Below are 16,596 nucleotides of genomic sequence, written 5' to 3'. Positions count from 1 at the left end.
GAAGTCAATCGGTTGTACGACCGAAACTTTCGGAGGAACCCGCAATGAGATCCGCTCTCAGCACCTCCCTGAGTACCTTCCTCGCGGGGCTGACGGCCGCGGCGGCGGCAGCCGCCCTGCTCGTCGCGGCCCCCGCCGCCCACGCCGCCGACCCGCCCCTGCGTGACCTCGCGGCGGCCAAGGGCAAGGCCATCGGCACCGCGGTGACCGGCTCCAAGCTCACCGGTACGTACGGCGACATCGCGGGCCGCGAGTTCAACTGGCTCACCCCCGGCAACGCCATGAAGTGGGGTTCCGTCGAGCCCACCCGGGGCACCTTCGACTGGACCGAGGCCGACCGGATCGTCGACTTCGCCGAGGCCCACGGCCAGGACGTACGCGGCCACACCCTCGTCTGGCACAGCCAGAACCCGAGCTGGCTGACGAACGGCACCTGGACGCCCGCGCAGCTCGGCCAGTTGATGAACGACCACATCGCGCTCGAAGTCGGCCGCTACAAGGGCCGCCTGGAAGCCTGGGACGTGGTGAACGAGCCGTTCAACGAGGACGGCACCTACCGCCGGACCATCTGGTACAACGGCCTCGGCGCCGACTACATCGCCCAGGCCCTGACCGCCGCCCGCGCCGCCGACCCGGCCGCCAGGCTCTACATCAACGACTACAACGTCGAGGGCGTCAACGCCAAGAGCACGGCCCTCTACAACCTGGTCCGGGACCTGAAGGCGCGCGGCGTCCCGATCGACGGCGTCGGACTCCAGGCCCACCTGATCCTCGGCCAGGTGCCGTCCACACTCCAGCAGAACATCCAGCGCTTCGCCGACCTGGGCGTCGACGTGGCCATCACGGAACTCGACATCCGGATGCAACTCCCGGCCACCGAGGCCAAGCTGGCTCAGCAGCGGACCGAGTACGACGCCGTGGTGAAGGCGTGCGTGGCCGTGTCCCGCTGCACCGGCGTCACGGTCTGGGGCTTCACCGACTCCGACTCCTGGATCCCGGACACCTTCCCCGGCCAGGGCGCGGCGACCCCCTACGACGAGAACTACGCGCCGAAGCCCGCGTACCACGGCATCGCGACCGGGCTCGGCGGGTCGGGCACGACACCCCCGCCGTCCACGGAGGGCTGCTCGGCGGCGTACAAGGTGGCGAACCAGTGGAACACCGGCTTCACCGGCAACGTGACGATCAGCTGCGCCGCCGGATCCTCTCTGTCCTCCTGGCGGGTCGACTGGATCTTCGGGGCGGGCCAGCACATCGGCCAGGCCTGGAACGCGATCTGCACGCAGACCGCCGCGACGGTCAGTTGCGCGAACGCCTCCTGGAACGGCGGTGTGCCGAGCGGCGGTTCGGTGACCTTCGGCTTCAACGGCACCTGGAGTGGGAGCAATCCGGTGCCGACGGTGACGCTGGGCTGAGAACGGACGAGGTGACGGATGAGAAGTCTGAGAATTTCCGAAGGAAACGCGGCAGGTGCTTCCCGCCCGTAACAATTCGGACGTACGTTCCTGTATGTGACTGGTGAAGGAAACGAGTGCGGGGACGGCACCGGGGGTGCGGGCGGACGGCGGCGCCGGCTGAAGCTCGCCGTGCTCACGCTCGTCGGTGTCCTCGTACTCGGTGCGGGCGGAGCGGGCTGGGCGTTCTGGCGGCTGAACGGCAACATCAGGAGCGTCGACATCGACGGCGCTCTCGGTGACGACCGTCCCGCGAGGCTCCGGTCCTCTTCGGAGCCCTCCGCGTCGGCCGCCGCCCCGCCCCCGCCGAGCGGCGCCCTGAACATCCTCGTCCTCGGCTCCGACTCCCGCAGCGGCGAGGAGAACGCCGAACTCGGCGGCGGCGACGAGGGCGCGGGTGCCCGCTCCGACACCGCGATGGTCGTCCACGTCGACGAGGGCCGCACCGGGGCGACGGTCGTCAGCATCCCCCGCGACACCCTGGTCACCCGCCCGCCCTGCCCACTGGAGTCGGGCGGTTCGACGGCGGTGGCGTACAACGCGATGTTCAACAGCGCGTACGCGGTCGGCGGCCCGGTCTGCGCGGTCAAGACCGTCGAGTCGATGACGAACGTCCGCATGGACCACTACATCGAGATCGACTTCTCCGGCTTCGCGAAGGTCGTCGACGCCCTCGGCGGCGTCACGGTCACGACGGACGAGGACATCGACGACGACGATTCCCACCTGACCCTGGAGGCCGGCACCCACCGTCTGGACGGTGAACAGGCCCTCGCCTTCGCCCGCACCCGCCACGGCATAGGCGACGGCAGCGACCTCGGCCGCATAGGCCTCCAGCAGAAGCTGGTGAAGGCCCTGCTGGACCAGATCGCCTCCACGGACCTCCTGACCGACCCCACCCGCCTCTACGAGGTCGCCGACGCGATCACCGGCAGCCTCACGACGGACACCGGACTGGACTCGCTCAGCGAGTTGACGAACCTCGGCGAGAGCCTGCAGGGCCTGTCGCCGGACGACACGAGAACCGTGATGATGCCGGTGACGACGGCCCCCTACGACCGCAACCGGGTGGTGGCGGAGGAGCCGGAGGCGGGTGAGCTGTGGGAGTCGTTGAAGTGACGCGCCCCTGACAGCACGCGGGCCGAGAAGATCGAGCACTTCGCCGGCCGACCGCCACCGTACTGACTGCGAGCGTCCCGCGACCGACGCATACCCGCCGACCTGCGCGGACAGGCACCGCGAAGAATCTTCGGGAAACTTCGCCGGATGTGTCGATCCGGGCGCCTCCCGTTCGACGCATGGGTGAGAGGCGGGGAGAGGCCCCGTCCGCCGATGCACTGGGAGTCACCATGCCGCGCTACCTGTCGATGGTCCGGATCGACGAGACGACCGCGCCCGCCGAGGGGCCGAGCCCCGAGCTGATGCAGCGGATGGGGGATCTGCTGGAGGAGATCACCAAGGCGGGGGTCATGCTCGACACCGCCGGGCTGACGCCGACCGCAGGGGGAAGAGGGTGCGTTGGGAGGGCGGCGAACTGTCGGTCACCGACGGGCCGTTCACCGAGACCAAGGAGGTCGTCGGGGGATACGCGCTGATGCAGTGCAAGGACATGGCCGAGGCGGTCGAGTGGACCAAGCGGTTCCTGAAGGTGCACGAGGAGCACTGGACGGTGACGTGCGAGGTGCGGGAGATCCAGGAGGGCTGAGCCTGTTTGGCCGGGGTGCCCGCCGGGTGTCTGATGGTGGGCTGTGAACCCACAGCCCACCGCCGACACCAGCCCCGACCCCCACCCCCACCCCGACACCGACAGGGCCATCGAAACCGTCTTCCGCATGGAGGCGCCCCGGCTCATCGCCGGTGTCGCGCGCATCGTGCGGGACGTCGGTATCGCGGAGGAACTGGCGCAGGACGCGCTGGTCGCGGCCCTGGAGCGGTGGCCGCGGGACGGGGTTCCGGACAGTCCGGGCGCGTGGCTGATGGCCACGGCCAAGCATCGGGCGATCGACCTCGTGCGCCGCCGGGAGCGGTACGCGCGGAAGCTGGCGGAGGTGGGCCGGGACCTGGAGGCGGCGGGTCCCTATCTCGATCAGCCGTCCGACCCGGACGGCATCGACGACGACCTGCTCCGCCTCGTCTTCACGGCCTGCCACCCCGTGCTCTCCGCCGAGGCCCGCATCGCCCTCACCCTCCGCCTGCTCGGCGGCCTCACCACGGCCGAGATCGCCCGCGCCTTCCTGGCACCCGAGGCGACGGTCGCCCAGCGCATCGTCCGCGCCAAACGGACCCTCGCCGCCAAGGGCGTCGCCTTCGAGGTGCCCTACGGCCCCGACCGCGAGGCCCGCCTGGACTCCGTGCTGGAGGTCATCTACCTGATTTTCAACGAGGGCTACGCGGCCACCGCCGGCGACGACCTGCTGCGCCCCGCCCTGTGCGAGGACGCCCTCCGGCTCGCCCGCGTCCTCGCCCAGCTGATGCCCGAGGAGCCCGAAGTACACGGCTTGGTGGCGTTGCTGGAGCTCCAGGAGTCGCGGTCCGCCACCCGCACGGGACCGTCCGGCGAACCCGTCCTCCTGAAGGACCAGGACCGCCGCCGCTGGAACCGCCTCCTCGTCGCCCGCGGCTTCACCGCCCTCGGCCGCGCCACCGCCGCGAGCGGTGCCCCGGGCGCGTACGCCCTCCAGGCCGCCATCGCCGCCTGCCACGCCCAGGCGTACACGTACGAGGAGACGGACTGGACGCGGATCGCGACCCTGTACGCCCTGCTGGCCGCCCGGTCCCCGTCGCCCGTGGTGGAACTGAACCGCGCTGTCGCCGTCTCGATGGCGGAGGGTCCGGGCCCGGCCCTGGAGATCGTGGACCGTCTCGCCGGGGAACCCGCCCTCCGCGACTACCACCTGCTGCCGAGCGTGCGTGGGGACCTGCTGCGGCGACTGGGGCGTACGGAGGCGGCACGGGCCGAGTTCGAACGGGCGGCGGGGCTGGCGCGGAACGAGCGGGAGCGGGCGTTGTTGCTGGCGCGGGCGGAGGGGGACGACTGAGGAGGCCGGCCGAGGCGGGCCGTGTGAGGGCGGACAGGGTGAGGGGGAGGACAAGGTGGGGCAGGCCGGGCGGGGGTCAGGCCGGGTGGCCGATCAGCATCGTCGGCGCTCCCGCGACCCGGGTCAGGAAGACCGTGGCCGAGTTGCGTCCCTGGGGCTTGACCTTCTTCCGCAGCTCCTCCGGCTCGACGGCCGACCCGCGCTTCTTCACGGTCAGGATGCCGACCTCGCGCTCCCTCAGCAGAGCCTTCAGTTTCTTCACGTTGAAGGGGAGCCGGTCGGTGATCTCGTACGCGGTGGCGTAGGGGAGGGGGCGGAGGGCGTCGGCGGTGACGTACGCGATGGTCGGGTCGATGAGGCCGCCGCCGTCGAGTTCCGCGGCGACCTCGGCGACGAGGTGGGCCCGGATGACGGCGCCGTCGGGCTCGTACAGGTACCGGCCCACGGTACGGACTTCGGGGTCGGGCAGGTCGCGGCCCACGAGGGTCCGGGGCCCGGGCAGCAGGGTCGCCCGTACGGCGCCCGCCGCCCCCGTGCCGAACCACAGCACCGCCTCCTTCACGTCGCCGCCGTCCGAGATCCACTCCGCCTCGGCCTCGGCGGGGATCGCCTCGTGGGGGATGCCGGGGGCGATCTTCAGGGCGGCCCGGGGGGAGGTGAGGGCGGTGGCGACGGCCCAGGAGAGCGGGGGCGAGTAGGCCTCCGGGTCGAAGATCCGGCCGCGGCCACCGCGCCTCGCGGGGTCCACGAAGACCGCGTCGTACGGCGAGGCGTCCACCTCCGTGACGTCTGCCTCCCGCACCTCGACCAGGTCCGCGAGGCCGAGCGCGACGGCGTTGGCACGGGCCACCGCCGCCGTCAGCGGGTCGCGGTCGACGGCCAGGACGCGGATGCCGGCCCGGGCGAGGGCGATCGCGTCGCCGCCGATGCCGCAGCACAGATCGGCGACGGAGGCCACGCCCAGCGCGCGCATGCGCTCCGCGCGGTACGTCGCCACCGTCGTCCTCGTCGACTGCTCGACCCCGTTCGGTGTGAAGAACATCCGCTCCGCGTCCGCCGCCCCGAACTTCGCCGCCGCCCGCTGCCGCAGCCGTGCCTGTGCCATCGCCGCCGAGACGAGTGGAGCCGGGTGGTCCCGCCGCAGCCGGGTCGCCACGGCCAACTCCCGTGCCGGTTCGGTGCCGCGCACCGCGTCGAGGAGGGCGCGGCCCTCGGGGGTGAGGAGGGGGGTGAGGAAGGTGGCGGGGTCGAGGTCGTTCACCGGGTCATTGTCGGTCAGGGGGCGGGGGTGTGGGCCACTCGGTGGATGGTGGGGCCCCGGTGGCGGTGTCGGGGGAGGTGAGGAGAGGCCGGGCTGCGAGGATGCGGCGCCATGCGGCTCGTACGACAAAATGACGTAAAAAGTGCGAAGCGATCGGATTCCCGGAGGAGGGGCGGCGGTGTCCGGGGTGGTGTCGGCGTGCTCGCCGCCGCGCTCGTCGTGTCCGCGTGCGCTGGGGGCGGTGACGAGGAGGCGTCGTCGCGGAGGGGTTCCTCCGAGAGAGGTGAGGCCGCCCGGCCGGTCCACGGCCGGCAGCCCGAAGAGCCGCCGAAAGGGCATCGGAAGCAGCAGGAGCCGGAGGGACGGCAGGAACAGCGGGGACGCCAGGAAGAGCGGGGGCGGCGGGAGCAGCAGGGCGAACAAGGGCGTGCGGGCGGTCGGGGACGCCACGGGAGGTCCGGCCGGGGCGCGCTCGTCATGCCCGCCGCGCGTGCCCTCGACGCCTACGCCGCAAGGTTGCGCCGGGCGCACGCCCTGCGGGTCGCCGCGGCGAAGCGCTGGGGGCTGGCCGCGGTGCCGCTGGTCCCGCCCGCGTCCCCGGCGGAGAAGCCGGCGCTCGGGACCCGTAAGGGATTCGAGGTCGACGGGCAGGTGGCGGACCGGCTGCCGCCGGTCTTCACCACCGTCCCGACCCGCCACAAGGTCGTCTTCCTCACCATCGACGACGGCGCCGAGAAGGACCCCGCGTTCCTGCGCATGATGAACGACCTGAAGATCCCGTACACCGCCTTCCTCAGCGACTACCTGATCAAGGAGGACTACGGCTACTTCGAGCGGATGCGCGACCGGGGCGTCGTCCTCAGCAACCACACCCTCAACCACCGCTTCATGCCCGCGCTCTCCTATGTCGACCAGAAGCGCGAGATCTGCGGCATGCAGGACGTGATCGAGAAGCGGTACGGCAAGCGGCCCACCCTGTTCCGGCCGCCGTACGGCAACTACGACCGGGACACCCTCCGCGCCGCCAAGGCCTGCGGCATCAAGGCCGTTCCCCTCTGGAACGAGGAGGTCCACGTCGACCGCTGGGACCACCGCGAAGCCGACCGCGACCTCCGCCCCGGCGACATCGTCCTCAGCCACTTCCGAGGCGAGGAGGACTGGAAGGGCACCATGCCCGACATGATCCGCCGATTCCTGAACCGGGTCACCGCCGAGGGGTACGCCGTGGCCCGCCTGGAGGACTACCTGTGAGGGGCCCTGGCGGGCTCGGGGACGGCCGCCCGGGGTGGGGAGAACGCCACGGGCCGCACGCGGGGCGTGCGGTGGCGGACAGGCGCGGAGTGAGGGCGGGACCCGCGGCGCGGGGAGGACGTGGGGCGCGCGGGGCGCCTGCGTGGCGGGGAGGGCGCGCGGCGCGTCGTGGTGCACGCCGTGGGCCGCGCGTGCTGACGGCCCGTACGTCGGCGGCGCGCGCCCTGGCCGCCCTTTCCGCTCTCGCGGCCCTCGCCGTCCTGTCTCTCGCCGGGTGCGCGGCCGATCCGGCCGCCGGCGTCGACCGGGTCGGCCGCGCGGAGGGGCCGGGGGACGGAGCGACGTCGGAGGGCCGGCGCCCGGCGCAACGACCGAGGCCGTCACCGACACCGGCGCCACGGACACCGGCCTCGGCACCCTCGACACCGGCACCGACCTCGGCGACGCCTCCGGGCGCACAGCCCCGTGGCCCCGGCGCAGCCGCCCCCGGCTCCACCGCCCCCCGTCACCCCCACGCACCCCCGTACCGCCGCTGGGGCCTGGCCGCCCCCCTCGCCCCCGCGCCCAGGACCCCCGACCGGCCGCCCCCGCCCCGCGCGGCCGGCCCCGGGCTGCCGCCGGTCGTCGACCGCGTCCCGACCCGGGACAAGGTCGTCTTCCTGACGTACGACGACGGGGCCGAGAAGGATCCCCGGTTCGTCGACATGGTGCGTGAGCTGCGGCTGCCGGTGAGCATGTTCCTGACGGACAGTGTCGTGGGCCCGGGATACGGCCACTTCGCGCGGCTGCGCGCGGTCGGCGCGACCGTCCAGAACCACACGCTCGACCACACGGCCCTGCGCGGTCTGCCGTACGCCGGACAGCGCGCGGAGATCTGCGGCCAGCAGGGCAAGCTCAAGCAGCGCTTCGGCATCCGGCCGACCCTCTTCCGCCCGCCGTACGGCGTCTACGACACCACCACGCTGCGCGCCGCCGCCGACTGCGGCATCTCGGCGGTCGTCCTGTGGCGCGCGTCCCTGCAGAGCGCAGGCCTCCGCCACGCCGTCGGCGACCGTCTCCGTCCCGGTGACATCGTCCTCGCCGGCTTCCGGGACCAGCTGAAGGGCGCGACGCTCACCCAGATGACGACGAGTCTGCTGCGCCGGATCCAGGAGCGGGGACTGACGGTGGGCCGCCTGGAGGACTACCTCTGACGCCCGTCTCACCCCCACCCGGTGCCCCGCCACAAGCCACGCGATTAGCAGTCCGCTTGACCGAGTGCTAATCGCGGTCATAGTCTCAGGTCTGGCACTCCCCACTGGAGAGTGCCAACTACGCGACGGGCAGGTCCGGCACCCGCGACGACGGATCGACCTGGTCGCCACCTCAGACAGTTAACCCCGTGAGATCTCCGAAGGGGGAGGTCGGATCGTGACGACCACCAGCTCCAAGGTTGCCATCAAGCCGCTTGAGGACCGCATCGTGGTCCAGCCGCTCGACGCCGAGCAGACCACGGCCTCTGGCCTGGTCATCCCGGACACTGCCAAGGAGAAGCCCCAGGAGGGCGTTGTCCTGGCCGTGGGCCCGGGCCGCTTCGAGAACGGCGAGCGTCTTCCGCTCGACGTGAAGACCGGCGACATCGTGCTGTACAGCAAGTACGGCGGCACCGAAGTGAAGTACAACGGCGAGGAGTACCTCGTCCTCTCGGCTCGCGACGTTCTCGCGATCATCGAGAAGTAGTTCACCTGACGCTCCGCGCGGCACATCGCCTCGCGAAGCACATTGCTTTTGATCTGCGCCCCTGGCCCCCGCGACCATTAATCAGCCGGGCGCCCGGGGCGCAGTTCGTTCATCTCCAGATTTCCGAGAGGGCTACGCTCCCATGGCGAAGATCCTGAAGTTCGACGAGGACGCCCGTCGCGCCCTTGAGCGCGGCGTCAACAAGCTTGCCGACACGGTCAAGGTGACGATCGGCCCCAAGGGCCGCAACGTCGTCATCGACAAGAAGTTCGGCGCCCCCACCATCACCAACGACGGTGTGACCATCGCCCGCGAGGTCGAGGTCGAGGACCCGTACGAGAACCTCGGCGCCCAGCTGGTGAAGGAGGTGGCGACCAAGACCAACGACATCGCGGGTGACGGCACCACCACCGCCACCGTGCTCGCCCAGGCGCTGGTGCGCGAGGGTCTGAAGAACGTCGCCGCCGGTGCCTCCCCGGCCGCCCTGAAGAAGGGCATCGACGCCGCGGTCAAGGCCGTGTCCGAGGAGCTCCTCGCGACCGCCCGACCGATCGACGAGAAGTCCGACATCGCCGCCGTCGCCGGTCTGTCCGCCCAGGACCAGCAGGTCGGCGAGCTCATCGCCGAGGCGATGGACAAGGTCGGCAAGGACGGTGTCATCACCGTCGAGGAGTCCAACACCTTCGGTCTGGAGCTGGACTTCACCGAGGGTATGGCCTTCGACAAGGGCTACCTGTCGCCGTACTTCGTCACGGACCAGGAGCGTATGGAGGCCGTCCTCGACGACCCGTACATCCTCATCCACCAGGGCAAGATCGGAGCCATCGCCGACCTGCTGCCGCTGCTGGAGAAGGTCATCCAGGCCAACGCCTCGAAGCCGCTGCTGATCATCGCCGAGGACGTCGAGGGCGAGGCCCTCTCCACCCTCGTCGTCAACAAGATCCGCGGCACCTTCAACGCGGTCGCCGTCAAGGCCCCCGGCTTCGGTGACCGTCGCAAGGCGATGCTGCAGGACATGGCGACGCTGACCGGCGCCGAGGTCATCTCCGAGGAGGTCGGCCTCAAGCTCGACCAGGTCGGTCTCGACGTGCTCGGCTCCGCCCGCCGCGTCACCGTCACCAAGGACGACACCACGGTCGTCGACGGCGCCGGCAACTCCGAGGCCGTCCAGGGCCGCATCGCCCAGATCAAGTCCGAGATCGAGAACACGGACTCCGACTGGGACCGCGAGAAGCTCCAGGAGCGCCTCGCGAAGCTGGCCGGCGGCGTGTGCGTGATCAAGGTCGGCGCCGCCACCGAGGTGGAGCTGAAGGAGAAGAAGCACCGTCTGGAGGACGCCATCTCCGCGACCCGCGCCGCGGTCGAGGAGGGCATCGTCTCCGGTGGTGGCTCCGCGCTCGTCCACGCCGTCAAGGTCCTGGAGGGCAACCTCGGCAAGACCGGCGACGAGGCCACCGGTGTCGCGGTCGTCCGCAAGGCCGCCGCCGAGCCGCTGCGCTGGATCGCCGAGAACGCCGGCCTGGAGGGCTACGTCATCACCTCCAAGGTCGCCGAGCTGGACAAGGGCCAGGGCTTCAACGCCGCCACCGGCGAGTACGGCGACCTGGTCAAGGCCGGCGTCATCGACCCGGTCAAGGTCACCCGTTCCGCCCTGGAGAACGCCGCCTCCATCGCCTCCCTCCTCCTCACGACCGAGACCCTGGTCGTCGAGAAGAAGGAAGAGGAGCCGGCCGACGCGGGCCACGGCCACGGCCACGCCCACTGACGTACGCCGGTAAGACAGCACTGAGGTCCGGTACCCCTCGGGGTAGCGGACCTCAGTGCTGTCCGGGCTGCTCGTCCTAGGTCTCCAACGCGTCGAGCGCACCGAGCTGCGACATCAGCCCCAGCCGGTCGAGCTGCCACCAGCCCTCGACGATCTTTCCGTCCGGAGTGAACCGGAAGATGGTCGTGCCGGTCATGGAGACCTTCCTCCCGGTCGCCGCGATCCCCAGGAACTCATCCTTGTGGGTTCCGTTCCAGGACCACCGCGTGCACACCCGGTCGCCCTCGGCGATCTGGTCCTCGACGGTGAACGTGAAGTCGAAGCCCTTGCGCCACATCTCCATCTCGCGCCGGATGTTGTCCAGCCCGAGGGTGTCCTGTTCGTTGGCCGGGTCGTGGTCGTGGTAGTTCTCCGCGATCAGGTCGTTCAGCGGCGACAGTTCCCCCTTGGCGCCGATCGCTTCGAAGATCTTGCGCGCGTTGGCGGCGTACAGCTGCTCGTCCCGCACGATGTCCAGGTCCGTGAACGTCGGTGTCTCGTCGCAGAGCGCCACCATCTCCCGGAAGATCCGGTCGGTCTCCGGAAGGTTCGAGTTCCGCATCGCCTCCTCGTACGACGGGAACTCCACGATCTCGACGAAGTGCGACGCGTCGGACCGGTCCTTGCCGATGAGGTTGTGCGTCGCGGTCCGCTTGCCCCTGGTCTGTTCCACCCAGGTGTCCATCAGCTGATTCATCTCGTCGAACCGGCTGGTCTTGCAGTCGATGAGCTGTACGAATGTCATGACGCCGCCTCCCAGCCCCCCTGGGTTCCGGTTGTCACGCCCATCTTCCCACCGGGGATGCGGCGTCACCTCTCCTGATGTCTGTCCTGACGCCAGGCGCCTACTGGGGCCCGTACTTCCGCCCCGTCCGCGACGAGACCCCGCCCAGCAGCCCCCGCGGCACCACCTTCGCCACACCCATCAGCGCCTTGTACCGGGGGTCCGGGATGGACACCGACTTGCCACGGGCCAGGTCGGCGAGGGCGGCGGTGACCAGCTTGTCGGCGTCGAGCCACATCCAGGACGGGATGTTGTCGGTGCCCATGCCGGCCCGCTCGTGGAACTCGGTGCGGACGAAGCCGGGGCAGAGGGCCATCAGACGGACGCCGGTGCCCGCGAGGTCCTTCGCCGCCCCCTGCGTGAACTGGACGACCCAGGCCTTGGATGCCCCGTACGTGCCGCGCGGCAGGAAGGCGGCGACCGACGCCACGTTGACGACCCCGCCCCGGCCGCGCTCGCGCATGGCCTCCGTGGCCGCCGAGGTCAGCCGGAGCACCGCCTCGCAGTGGACCTTGAGCATCATCAGCTCGTCGGCCATGGGTACGTCGAGATAGGCGCCCTTGTTGCCGAAGCCGGCGTTGTTGATCAGCAGGTCGACCGCGTTCCTGCGGTCGGCCAGCCGCTTCACCACCGCTTCGATGCCGTCGTCCGTCGCCAGGTCCGCCGTCAGCACCTCCGCCTCGATGGAGTGCCGGTCGTGCAACTCCGTGGCCTGCTCCCGCAGTCGCCTGGTGTCCCGCGCCACCAGCACCAGGTTGTGCCCGTCCGCTGCCAGCCGCCGTGCGAAGGCGGCGCCGATGCCCGCGGTCGATCCCGTAATCAAAGCCGTTGTCATGGCGTAAGGGTAGTGACCCGGCCTGTGCGGGCCCGTCGGCTCCACGCCACGTTCACGAGCGCCTGCCCGCATCCCTGCACCCGGCAAGACGCTCGAATCCTTCCGTCGACCTGGTCGTACGCCCCCTGCTCACCGACCGGCTCGTCGGGCTCGGGCCCCAGGGACACCGGCTGGCCGGTGCGCGGTCCATCGGCATCGGGGAACTCGCAGGGGAGCCCTGGATCGCCGGCTGCCCGCGCTGCCGGGGGCAGTCGGTGCGGGTCTGCGAGAGCGCGGGCTTCACGCCCCGGATCGACTTCGCGACCGACGACTACCCGGCGGTGGTCGGCCTGGTGGGAGCGGGCCTCGGGGTCGCCGTCCTGCCGGAGCTGGCCGTGGAGTCCGTACGCCCCAACGGAGTGCGGATGGTGGCGGTCGAACCGCCGGTGCACCGGGAGATCGTGGCGCACACCCTGCCGGACCTGGCCCCGGTGCCCGCGGTCGCGGCGACGCTCGACCGGCTGGCCGGGGCCGCCGCGCGGTAGGCCCGGACGTTCTGGGCCCGAGGGCCGTGCGGAGGCGCTGAAAAAACGTTCCTTCAGCTGTTCGGACCGGCGTCGCCCCCGGGCGCGGAGGCCGTCACCAGCCGGTGGCGCGCCCTGCCCATGAGCTCCTCGCGCTCGTCCTCGGTGAGCCCGCCCCACACGCCGTACGGCTCGCGCACCGCCAAGGCGTGGGCCGCGCACTGGGCGCGGACCGGGCATCTCATGCAGACCTCTTTGGCCGAGTTCTCACGAGCGCTCCGTGCCGCACCGCGTTCTCCCTCGGGGTGGAAGAAGAGGGAGCTGTCGACCCCACGGCAGGCCGCGAGGAGCTGCCAGTCCCACAGATCAGCGTTCGGTCCGGGAAGGCGGGAGAAATCTGCCATTACGTGTCCCCTTGTCGCCGTTCTGAGAGGAGATGTTGCCCATGACCGTACATCGACTATCTAAGGAGATGAAAATATGACTCATTGCGAATCTAGCCTCAGACACCAATAAATGGGAACAAAAACGTCTGAATGGGGCATGGGTTGTGATGAAACGTTGAGGGTCCGTCGCGCATGTCTGCACCGTGTCCGTGCCCTCACGTAGAGTGCCGAAGATGGTCGGCCATCCCGTAACTCTTTCGAGTGACCGTCGTTGAGACGGGCGGAGGCGGTTGAAGAACAAGCGCTCGGGCAGACGTTCGTGTCCGCTCGTGGGCGTCGACCGCACAGGTGACGATTTCGTACCCAGCCTGGAGGCTCAAGGTGACGCGCATCAGCTGCGGAGGGCGGCCATGACATCCGTCCTCGTCTGCGACGACTCCCCGCTTGCCCGAGAGGCGCTGCGCCGCGCGGTGGCGACCGTGCCCGGCGTCGAGCGCGTGACCACGGCGGCCAACGGCGAGGAAGTCCTCCGCCGCTGGGGGGCCGACCGCTCGGATCTGATTCTGATGGACGTACGCATGCCCGGTCTGGGCGGCGTCGAGACCGTACGGCGGCTGCTCTCCGCCGACCCCGGTGCGCGCATCATCATGCTCACCGTCGCCGAGGACCTGGACGGCGTGGCCCTCGCGGTCGCCGCCGGCGCGCGGGGCTATCTGCACAAGGACGCCTCCCGCGCGGAGCTGCGCGCCACGGTGACGCAGGCCCTCGCCGACCCGACCTGGCGGCTCGCCCCGCGCCGGCTGCGCTCCGCAGAGATGGGTGCCGCGCCGACGCTCACCGCGCGTGAGATCCAGGTCCTGGAGGGCATGAGCCACGGCCGCTCGAACGCCGAGATCGGCCGCGAGCTGTTCCTCTCCGAGGACACCGTCAAGACCCACGCCCGGCGCCTGTTCAAGAAGCTCGGCGCCTCGGACCGCGCGCACGCGGTGGCGCTCGGCTTCCGCTGGGGTCTGGTTCGCTGAGTGGACCGTCACGGGGGTAGAAGAATCCCCGCCTGCCGCACGGCGGGCGGGGGTGGCGAGAAGGTCCGCACGGCGCCCGCTGCTCGTTTCGCCGCGGATGCCGCATCCTTGAGGTGTGGAGTTCCTCGGGGAGCAGTCGAACGAGCGGGAGGGGAGGGCGCGGGAGATGAGTTCCGGCGCACCTGCTCATAACGCTTCGGTGCACAACCACGGACGTGGCGCCACGGACCGGACGGCCGCAAGGCACCATGGACCGATGCGCGACGACGAGACGACAGTGATCGGTGCGCTCGTGCATCGCGCGGTCGACGGGGACGAGCAGGCCACGCATGATCTGCTCGCCCGTGTCCACCCCTTGGCGCTGCGCTACTGCCGCACCCGTCTGTCCCGGCTGCCGGGTGACGCGCGGCACTTCGTGGAGGACCTGGCGCAGGAGGTCTGCGTCGCCGTCCTCCTCGCGCTGCCGCGCTACAAGGACACCGGACGGCCGTTCGAGGCGTTCGTCTTCGCCATCGCCGGTCACAAGGTCGCCGACCTCCAGCGCGCCGCGATGCGCCACCCCGGCTCGACGGCCGTCCCCTCGGACGAGATGCCGGAGCGCCCCGACGACTCGCTCGGCCCCGAGGAGCGCGCCCTGCTCAGCAGCGACGCCGAGTGGGCGAAGAAACTCCTGGCCAACCTCCCTGAGAACCAGCGGGAGTTGCTGCTGCTGAGGATCGCGGTGGGCCTCACGGCCGAGGAGACCGGACAGATGCTGGGGATGTCGCCGGGCGCGGTCCGGGTCGCCCAGCACCGGGCGCTGAGCAGGCTCCGGGCGCTGGCGGAACAGTAGTGGTACGGGCGTTCGGCGAGGACGGAGGCGTCCCGAAATGAACAGGTGGGCCGCGTTTTCCGTACGAACGTACGAAGCCTGCGGCGACTTCGTACCGTGGAATGTGTGACGCGCGCTTCCCGTTAGCATGGACATCCGCACCGATCAAGGTCATTTGGGGAAGGTGTCATGACTGTCAACGTCGACGGAGTGCCCGACAAATTCGCGACGCTCGGGCTGACCTACGACGACGTGCTGCTGCTGCCGGGTGCATCCGAGGTGCTCCCCAACGCGGTCGACACCTCGTCCCGCATCTCCCGCAACGTCCGGGTGAACATCCCCCTGCTCTCGGCCGCGATGGACAAGGTCACCGAGGCCCGTATGGCCATCGCCATGGCCCGTCAGGGCGGCGTCGGCGTACTTCACCGCAACCTGTCCGTCGAGGACCAGGTCAACCAGGTCGACCTGGTCAAGCGCTCCGAGTCCGGAATGGTCACCGACCCGATCACGGTGAACCCGGACGCCACGCTCGCGGAGGCCGACGCGCTGTGCGCGAAGTTCCGCATCAGCGGTGTCCCGGTCACCGACGGCGACAAGAAGTTGCTCGGCATCGTCACCAACCGGGACATGGCCTTCGAGAGCGACCGCTCTCGTCAGGTGCGTGAGGTCATGACCCCGATGCCTCTGGTCACCGGGCACGTCGGCATCTCCGGCGTCGAGGCCATGGAGCTGCTGCGCCGCCACAAGATCGAGAAGCTTCCCCTGGTCGACGCCGCGGGCGTCCTCAAGGGCCTCATCACGGTCAAGGACTTCGTCAAGGCCGAGCAGTACCCCAACGCCGCCAAGGACGCGGAGGGCCGCCTGATCGTCGGCGCCGCCGTGGGCGCCAGCCCCGAGGCCCTGGAGCGGGCCCAGGCGCTCGCCGAGGCCGGTGTGGACTTCCTGGTCGTCGACACCTCGCACGGCCACAACAGCAACGCCCTCAGTTGGATGTCGAAGATCAAGTCGAGCGTCGGCGTCGACGTGATCGGCGGCAACGTCGCCACGCGCGACGGCGCCCAGGCGCTGGTCGACGCCGGTGTCGACGGCATCAAGGTGGGCGTCGGCCCCGGCTCGATCTGCACCACCCGGGTCGTCGCCGGTATCGGCGTCCCGCAGGTCACCGCCATCTACGAGGCGTCCCTCGCGGCCCGCCCGGCCGGCGTCCCGCTGATCGGCGACGGCGGTCTGCAGTACTCCGGCGACATCGGCAAGGCGCTCGCCGCCGGCGCCGACACCGTGATGCTGGGCAGCCTCCTCGCGGGCTGCGAGGAGTCCCCCGGCGAGCTGCAGTTCATCAACGGCAAGCAGTTCAAGTCGTACCGCGGCATGGGCTCGCTGGGTGCCATGCAGTCCCGCGGGCAGGGCAGGTCGTACTCGAAGGACCGCTACTTCCAGGCCGAGGTCGCCTCCGACGACAAGCTCGTACCCGAGGGGATCGAGGGCCAGGTGCCCTACCGCGGCCCGCTGGCCAATGTGCTGCACCAGCTCGTCGGCGGTCTGCGGCAGACCATGGGCTATGTGGGCGCCGCCACCATCGAGGAGATGGACTCCAAGGGCCGCTTCGTCCGGATCACCTCCGCGGGCCTCAAGGAGAGCCACCCGCACGACATCCAGATGACGGTCGAGGCACCGAACTACAGCCGCATGTAGTCAGCGGGCCTTGCCACGGTGCGGTCAGGGCGGCCC

General features: G+C 70.6%; 14 protein-coding genes and 2 pseudogenes. 12 read left to right on the top strand and 4 right to left on the bottom strand.

What is annotated here, in order from left to right; genetic code table 11:
- The first annotated feature begins 44 nt into the window (after positions 1-44).
- From WBG99_RS13170 to WBG99_RS13155, 4 genes and pseudogenes are all read left to right on the top strand, one after another.
- Positions 45-1,415 carry an endo-1,4-beta-xylanase gene (locus WBG99_RS13170; protein ID WP_338896510.1) on the top strand — a complete coding sequence of 457 codons (1,371 nt, stop codon included), beginning with the start codon at positions 45-47 and terminating at the stop codon, positions 1,413-1,415.
- Positions 1,416-1,511: 96 nt separating this feature from the next.
- Positions 1,512-2,573, top strand: a complete 1,062-nt coding sequence (locus WBG99_RS13165) for an LCP family protein (RefSeq protein ID WP_338896509.1) — start codon at positions 1,512-1,514, stop codon at positions 2,571-2,573.
- A 230-nt stretch (positions 2,574-2,803) separates the two neighbouring features.
- Positions 2,804-3,159, top strand: a pseudogene (locus WBG99_RS13160) (YciI family protein).
- Between the two features lie 127 nt (positions 3,160-3,286).
- The gene (locus WBG99_RS13155) at positions 3,287-4,492 is read left to right on the top strand and encodes a DUF6596 domain-containing protein (protein WP_338900327.1); all 1,206 of its coding nucleotides are present in this window, start codon (positions 3,287-3,289) and stop codon (positions 4,490-4,492) included.
- A 76-nt stretch (positions 4,493-4,568) separates the two neighbouring features.
- Here WBG99_RS13155 and WBG99_RS13150 read toward each other — a convergent pair whose 3' ends face one another.
- Positions 4,569-5,771, bottom strand: a complete 1,203-nt coding sequence (locus WBG99_RS13150; protein WP_338900326.1) for a class I SAM-dependent methyltransferase — start codon at positions 5,769-5,771, stop codon at positions 4,569-4,571.
- Between the two features lie 180 nt (positions 5,772-5,951).
- Here WBG99_RS13150 and WBG99_RS13145 point away from each other — a divergent pair, with 180 nt between their 5' ends.
- The 4 genes from WBG99_RS13145 (at position 5,952) to groL (ending at position 10,488) form a co-directional block, all read left to right on the top strand.
- The gene (locus tag WBG99_RS13145) at positions 5,952-7,004 is read left to right on the top strand and encodes a polysaccharide deacetylase family protein (protein WP_338896508.1); all 1,053 of its coding nucleotides are present in this window, start codon (positions 5,952-5,954) and stop codon (positions 7,002-7,004) included.
- Between the two features lie 191 nt (positions 7,005-7,195).
- Positions 7,196-8,197, top strand: a complete 1,002-nt coding sequence (locus WBG99_RS13140; protein ID WP_338896507.1) for a polysaccharide deacetylase family protein — start codon at positions 7,196-7,198, stop codon at positions 8,195-8,197.
- A 217-nt stretch (positions 8,198-8,414) separates the two neighbouring features.
- A complete protein-coding gene (gene groES, locus WBG99_RS13135) occupies positions 8,415-8,723 on the top strand; it encodes a co-chaperone GroES (protein WP_003998759.1) in 309 nt (102 codons plus the stop codon).
- Positions 8,724-8,865: 142 nt separating this feature from the next.
- Complete coding sequence (gene groL / locus WBG99_RS13130; protein WP_338896506.1) at positions 8,866-10,488, top strand: chaperonin GroEL; 1,623 nt, start codon at positions 8,866-8,868, stop codon at positions 10,486-10,488.
- Positions 10,489-10,564: 76 nt separating this feature from the next.
- On the opposite strand, the gene WBG99_RS13125 is transcribed toward groL, so the two are convergent.
- Positions 10,565-11,272, bottom strand: a complete 708-nt coding sequence (locus WBG99_RS13125) for an ester cyclase (RefSeq protein ID WP_338896505.1) — start codon at positions 11,270-11,272, stop codon at positions 10,565-10,567.
- 100 nt (positions 11,273-11,372) lie between these two features.
- Complete coding sequence (locus WBG99_RS13120) at positions 11,373-12,146, bottom strand: SDR family oxidoreductase (RefSeq protein WP_338896504.1); 774 nt, start codon at positions 12,144-12,146, stop codon at positions 11,373-11,375.
- A gap of 107 nt (positions 12,147-12,253) precedes the next feature.
- Here WBG99_RS13120 and WBG99_RS13115 point away from each other — a divergent pair.
- Positions 12,254-12,670, top strand: a pseudogene (locus tag WBG99_RS13115) (LysR substrate-binding domain-containing protein); the annotation flags it as partial.
- Positions 12,671-12,723: 53 nt separating this feature from the next.
- On the opposite strand, the gene WBG99_RS13110 reads toward WBG99_RS13115, so the two are convergent.
- Positions 12,724-13,053, bottom strand: a complete 330-nt coding sequence (locus WBG99_RS13110; RefSeq protein ID WP_338896503.1) for a WhiB family transcriptional regulator — start codon at positions 13,051-13,053, stop codon at positions 12,724-12,726.
- Between the two features lie 392 nt (positions 13,054-13,445).
- Between WBG99_RS13110 and WBG99_RS13105 the strand changes: the two genes are divergently transcribed.
- The 3 genes from WBG99_RS13105 to guaB all read left to right on the top strand — a co-directional run bounded on the left by WBG99_RS13105 (position 13,446) and on the right by guaB (position 16,560).
- On the top strand, positions 13,446-14,057 hold the full coding sequence (locus WBG99_RS13105; RefSeq protein WP_003948568.1) for a response regulator transcription factor: 612 nt from the start codon (positions 13,446-13,448) through the stop codon (positions 14,055-14,057).
- 256 nt (positions 14,058-14,313) lie between these two features.
- On the top strand, positions 14,314-14,889 hold the full coding sequence (locus WBG99_RS13100) for a sigma-70 family RNA polymerase sigma factor (protein WP_338896502.1): 576 nt from the start codon (positions 14,314-14,316) through the stop codon (positions 14,887-14,889).
- Positions 14,890-15,057: 168 nt separating this feature from the next.
- Positions 15,058-16,560 (top strand): IMP dehydrogenase, encoded by a 1,503-nt coding sequence (gene guaB / locus WBG99_RS13095; RefSeq protein ID WP_338896501.1) that lies wholly within the window; start codon positions 15,058-15,060, stop codon positions 16,558-16,560.
- The last annotated feature ends 36 nt before the right edge of the window (positions 16,561-16,596 follow it).

The organism is Streptomyces sp. TG1A-60 (genome assembly GCF_037201975.1).
GTDB lineage: Bacteria > Actinomycetota > Actinomycetes > Streptomycetales > Streptomycetaceae > Streptomyces.
Note: the sequence above shows the minus strand (reverse complement) of the source record. Positions and strands in the feature narration are given on the sequence as shown.

Excerpts from the sequence above, each read along its gene's own strand:
- WBG99_RS13170 (WP_338896510.1), top strand. The coding sequence starts at position 45 with ATGAGATCCGCTCTCAGCACCTCCCTGAGTACCTTCCTCGCGGGGCTG.
- WBG99_RS13155 (WP_338900327.1), top strand. The coding sequence starts at position 3,287 with ATGGAGGCGCCCCGGCTCATCGCCGGTGTCGCGCGCATCGTGCGGGAC.
- groL (WP_338896506.1), top strand. The coding sequence starts at position 8,866 with ATGGCGAAGATCCTGAAGTTCGACGAGGACGCCCGTCGCGCCCTTGAG.
- WBG99_RS13125 (WP_338896505.1), bottom strand. The coding sequence starts at position 11,272 with ATGACATTCGTACAGCTCATCGACTGCAAGACCAGCCGGTTCGACGAG.
- WBG99_RS13120 (WP_338896504.1), bottom strand. The coding sequence starts at position 12,146 with ATGACAACGGCTTTGATTACGGGATCGACCGCGGGCATCGGCGCCGCC.
- WBG99_RS13110 (WP_338896503.1), bottom strand. The coding sequence starts at position 13,053 with ATGGCAGATTTCTCCCGCCTTCCCGGACCGAACGCTGATCTGTGGGAC.
- WBG99_RS13105 (WP_003948568.1), top strand. The coding sequence starts at position 13,446 with ATGACATCCGTCCTCGTCTGCGACGACTCCCCGCTTGCCCGAGAGGCG.
- WBG99_RS13100 (WP_338896502.1), top strand. The coding sequence starts at position 14,314 with ATGCGCGACGACGAGACGACAGTGATCGGTGCGCTCGTGCATCGCGCG.
- guaB (WP_338896501.1), top strand. The coding sequence starts at position 15,058 with ATGACTGTCAACGTCGACGGAGTGCCCGACAAATTCGCGACGCTCGGG.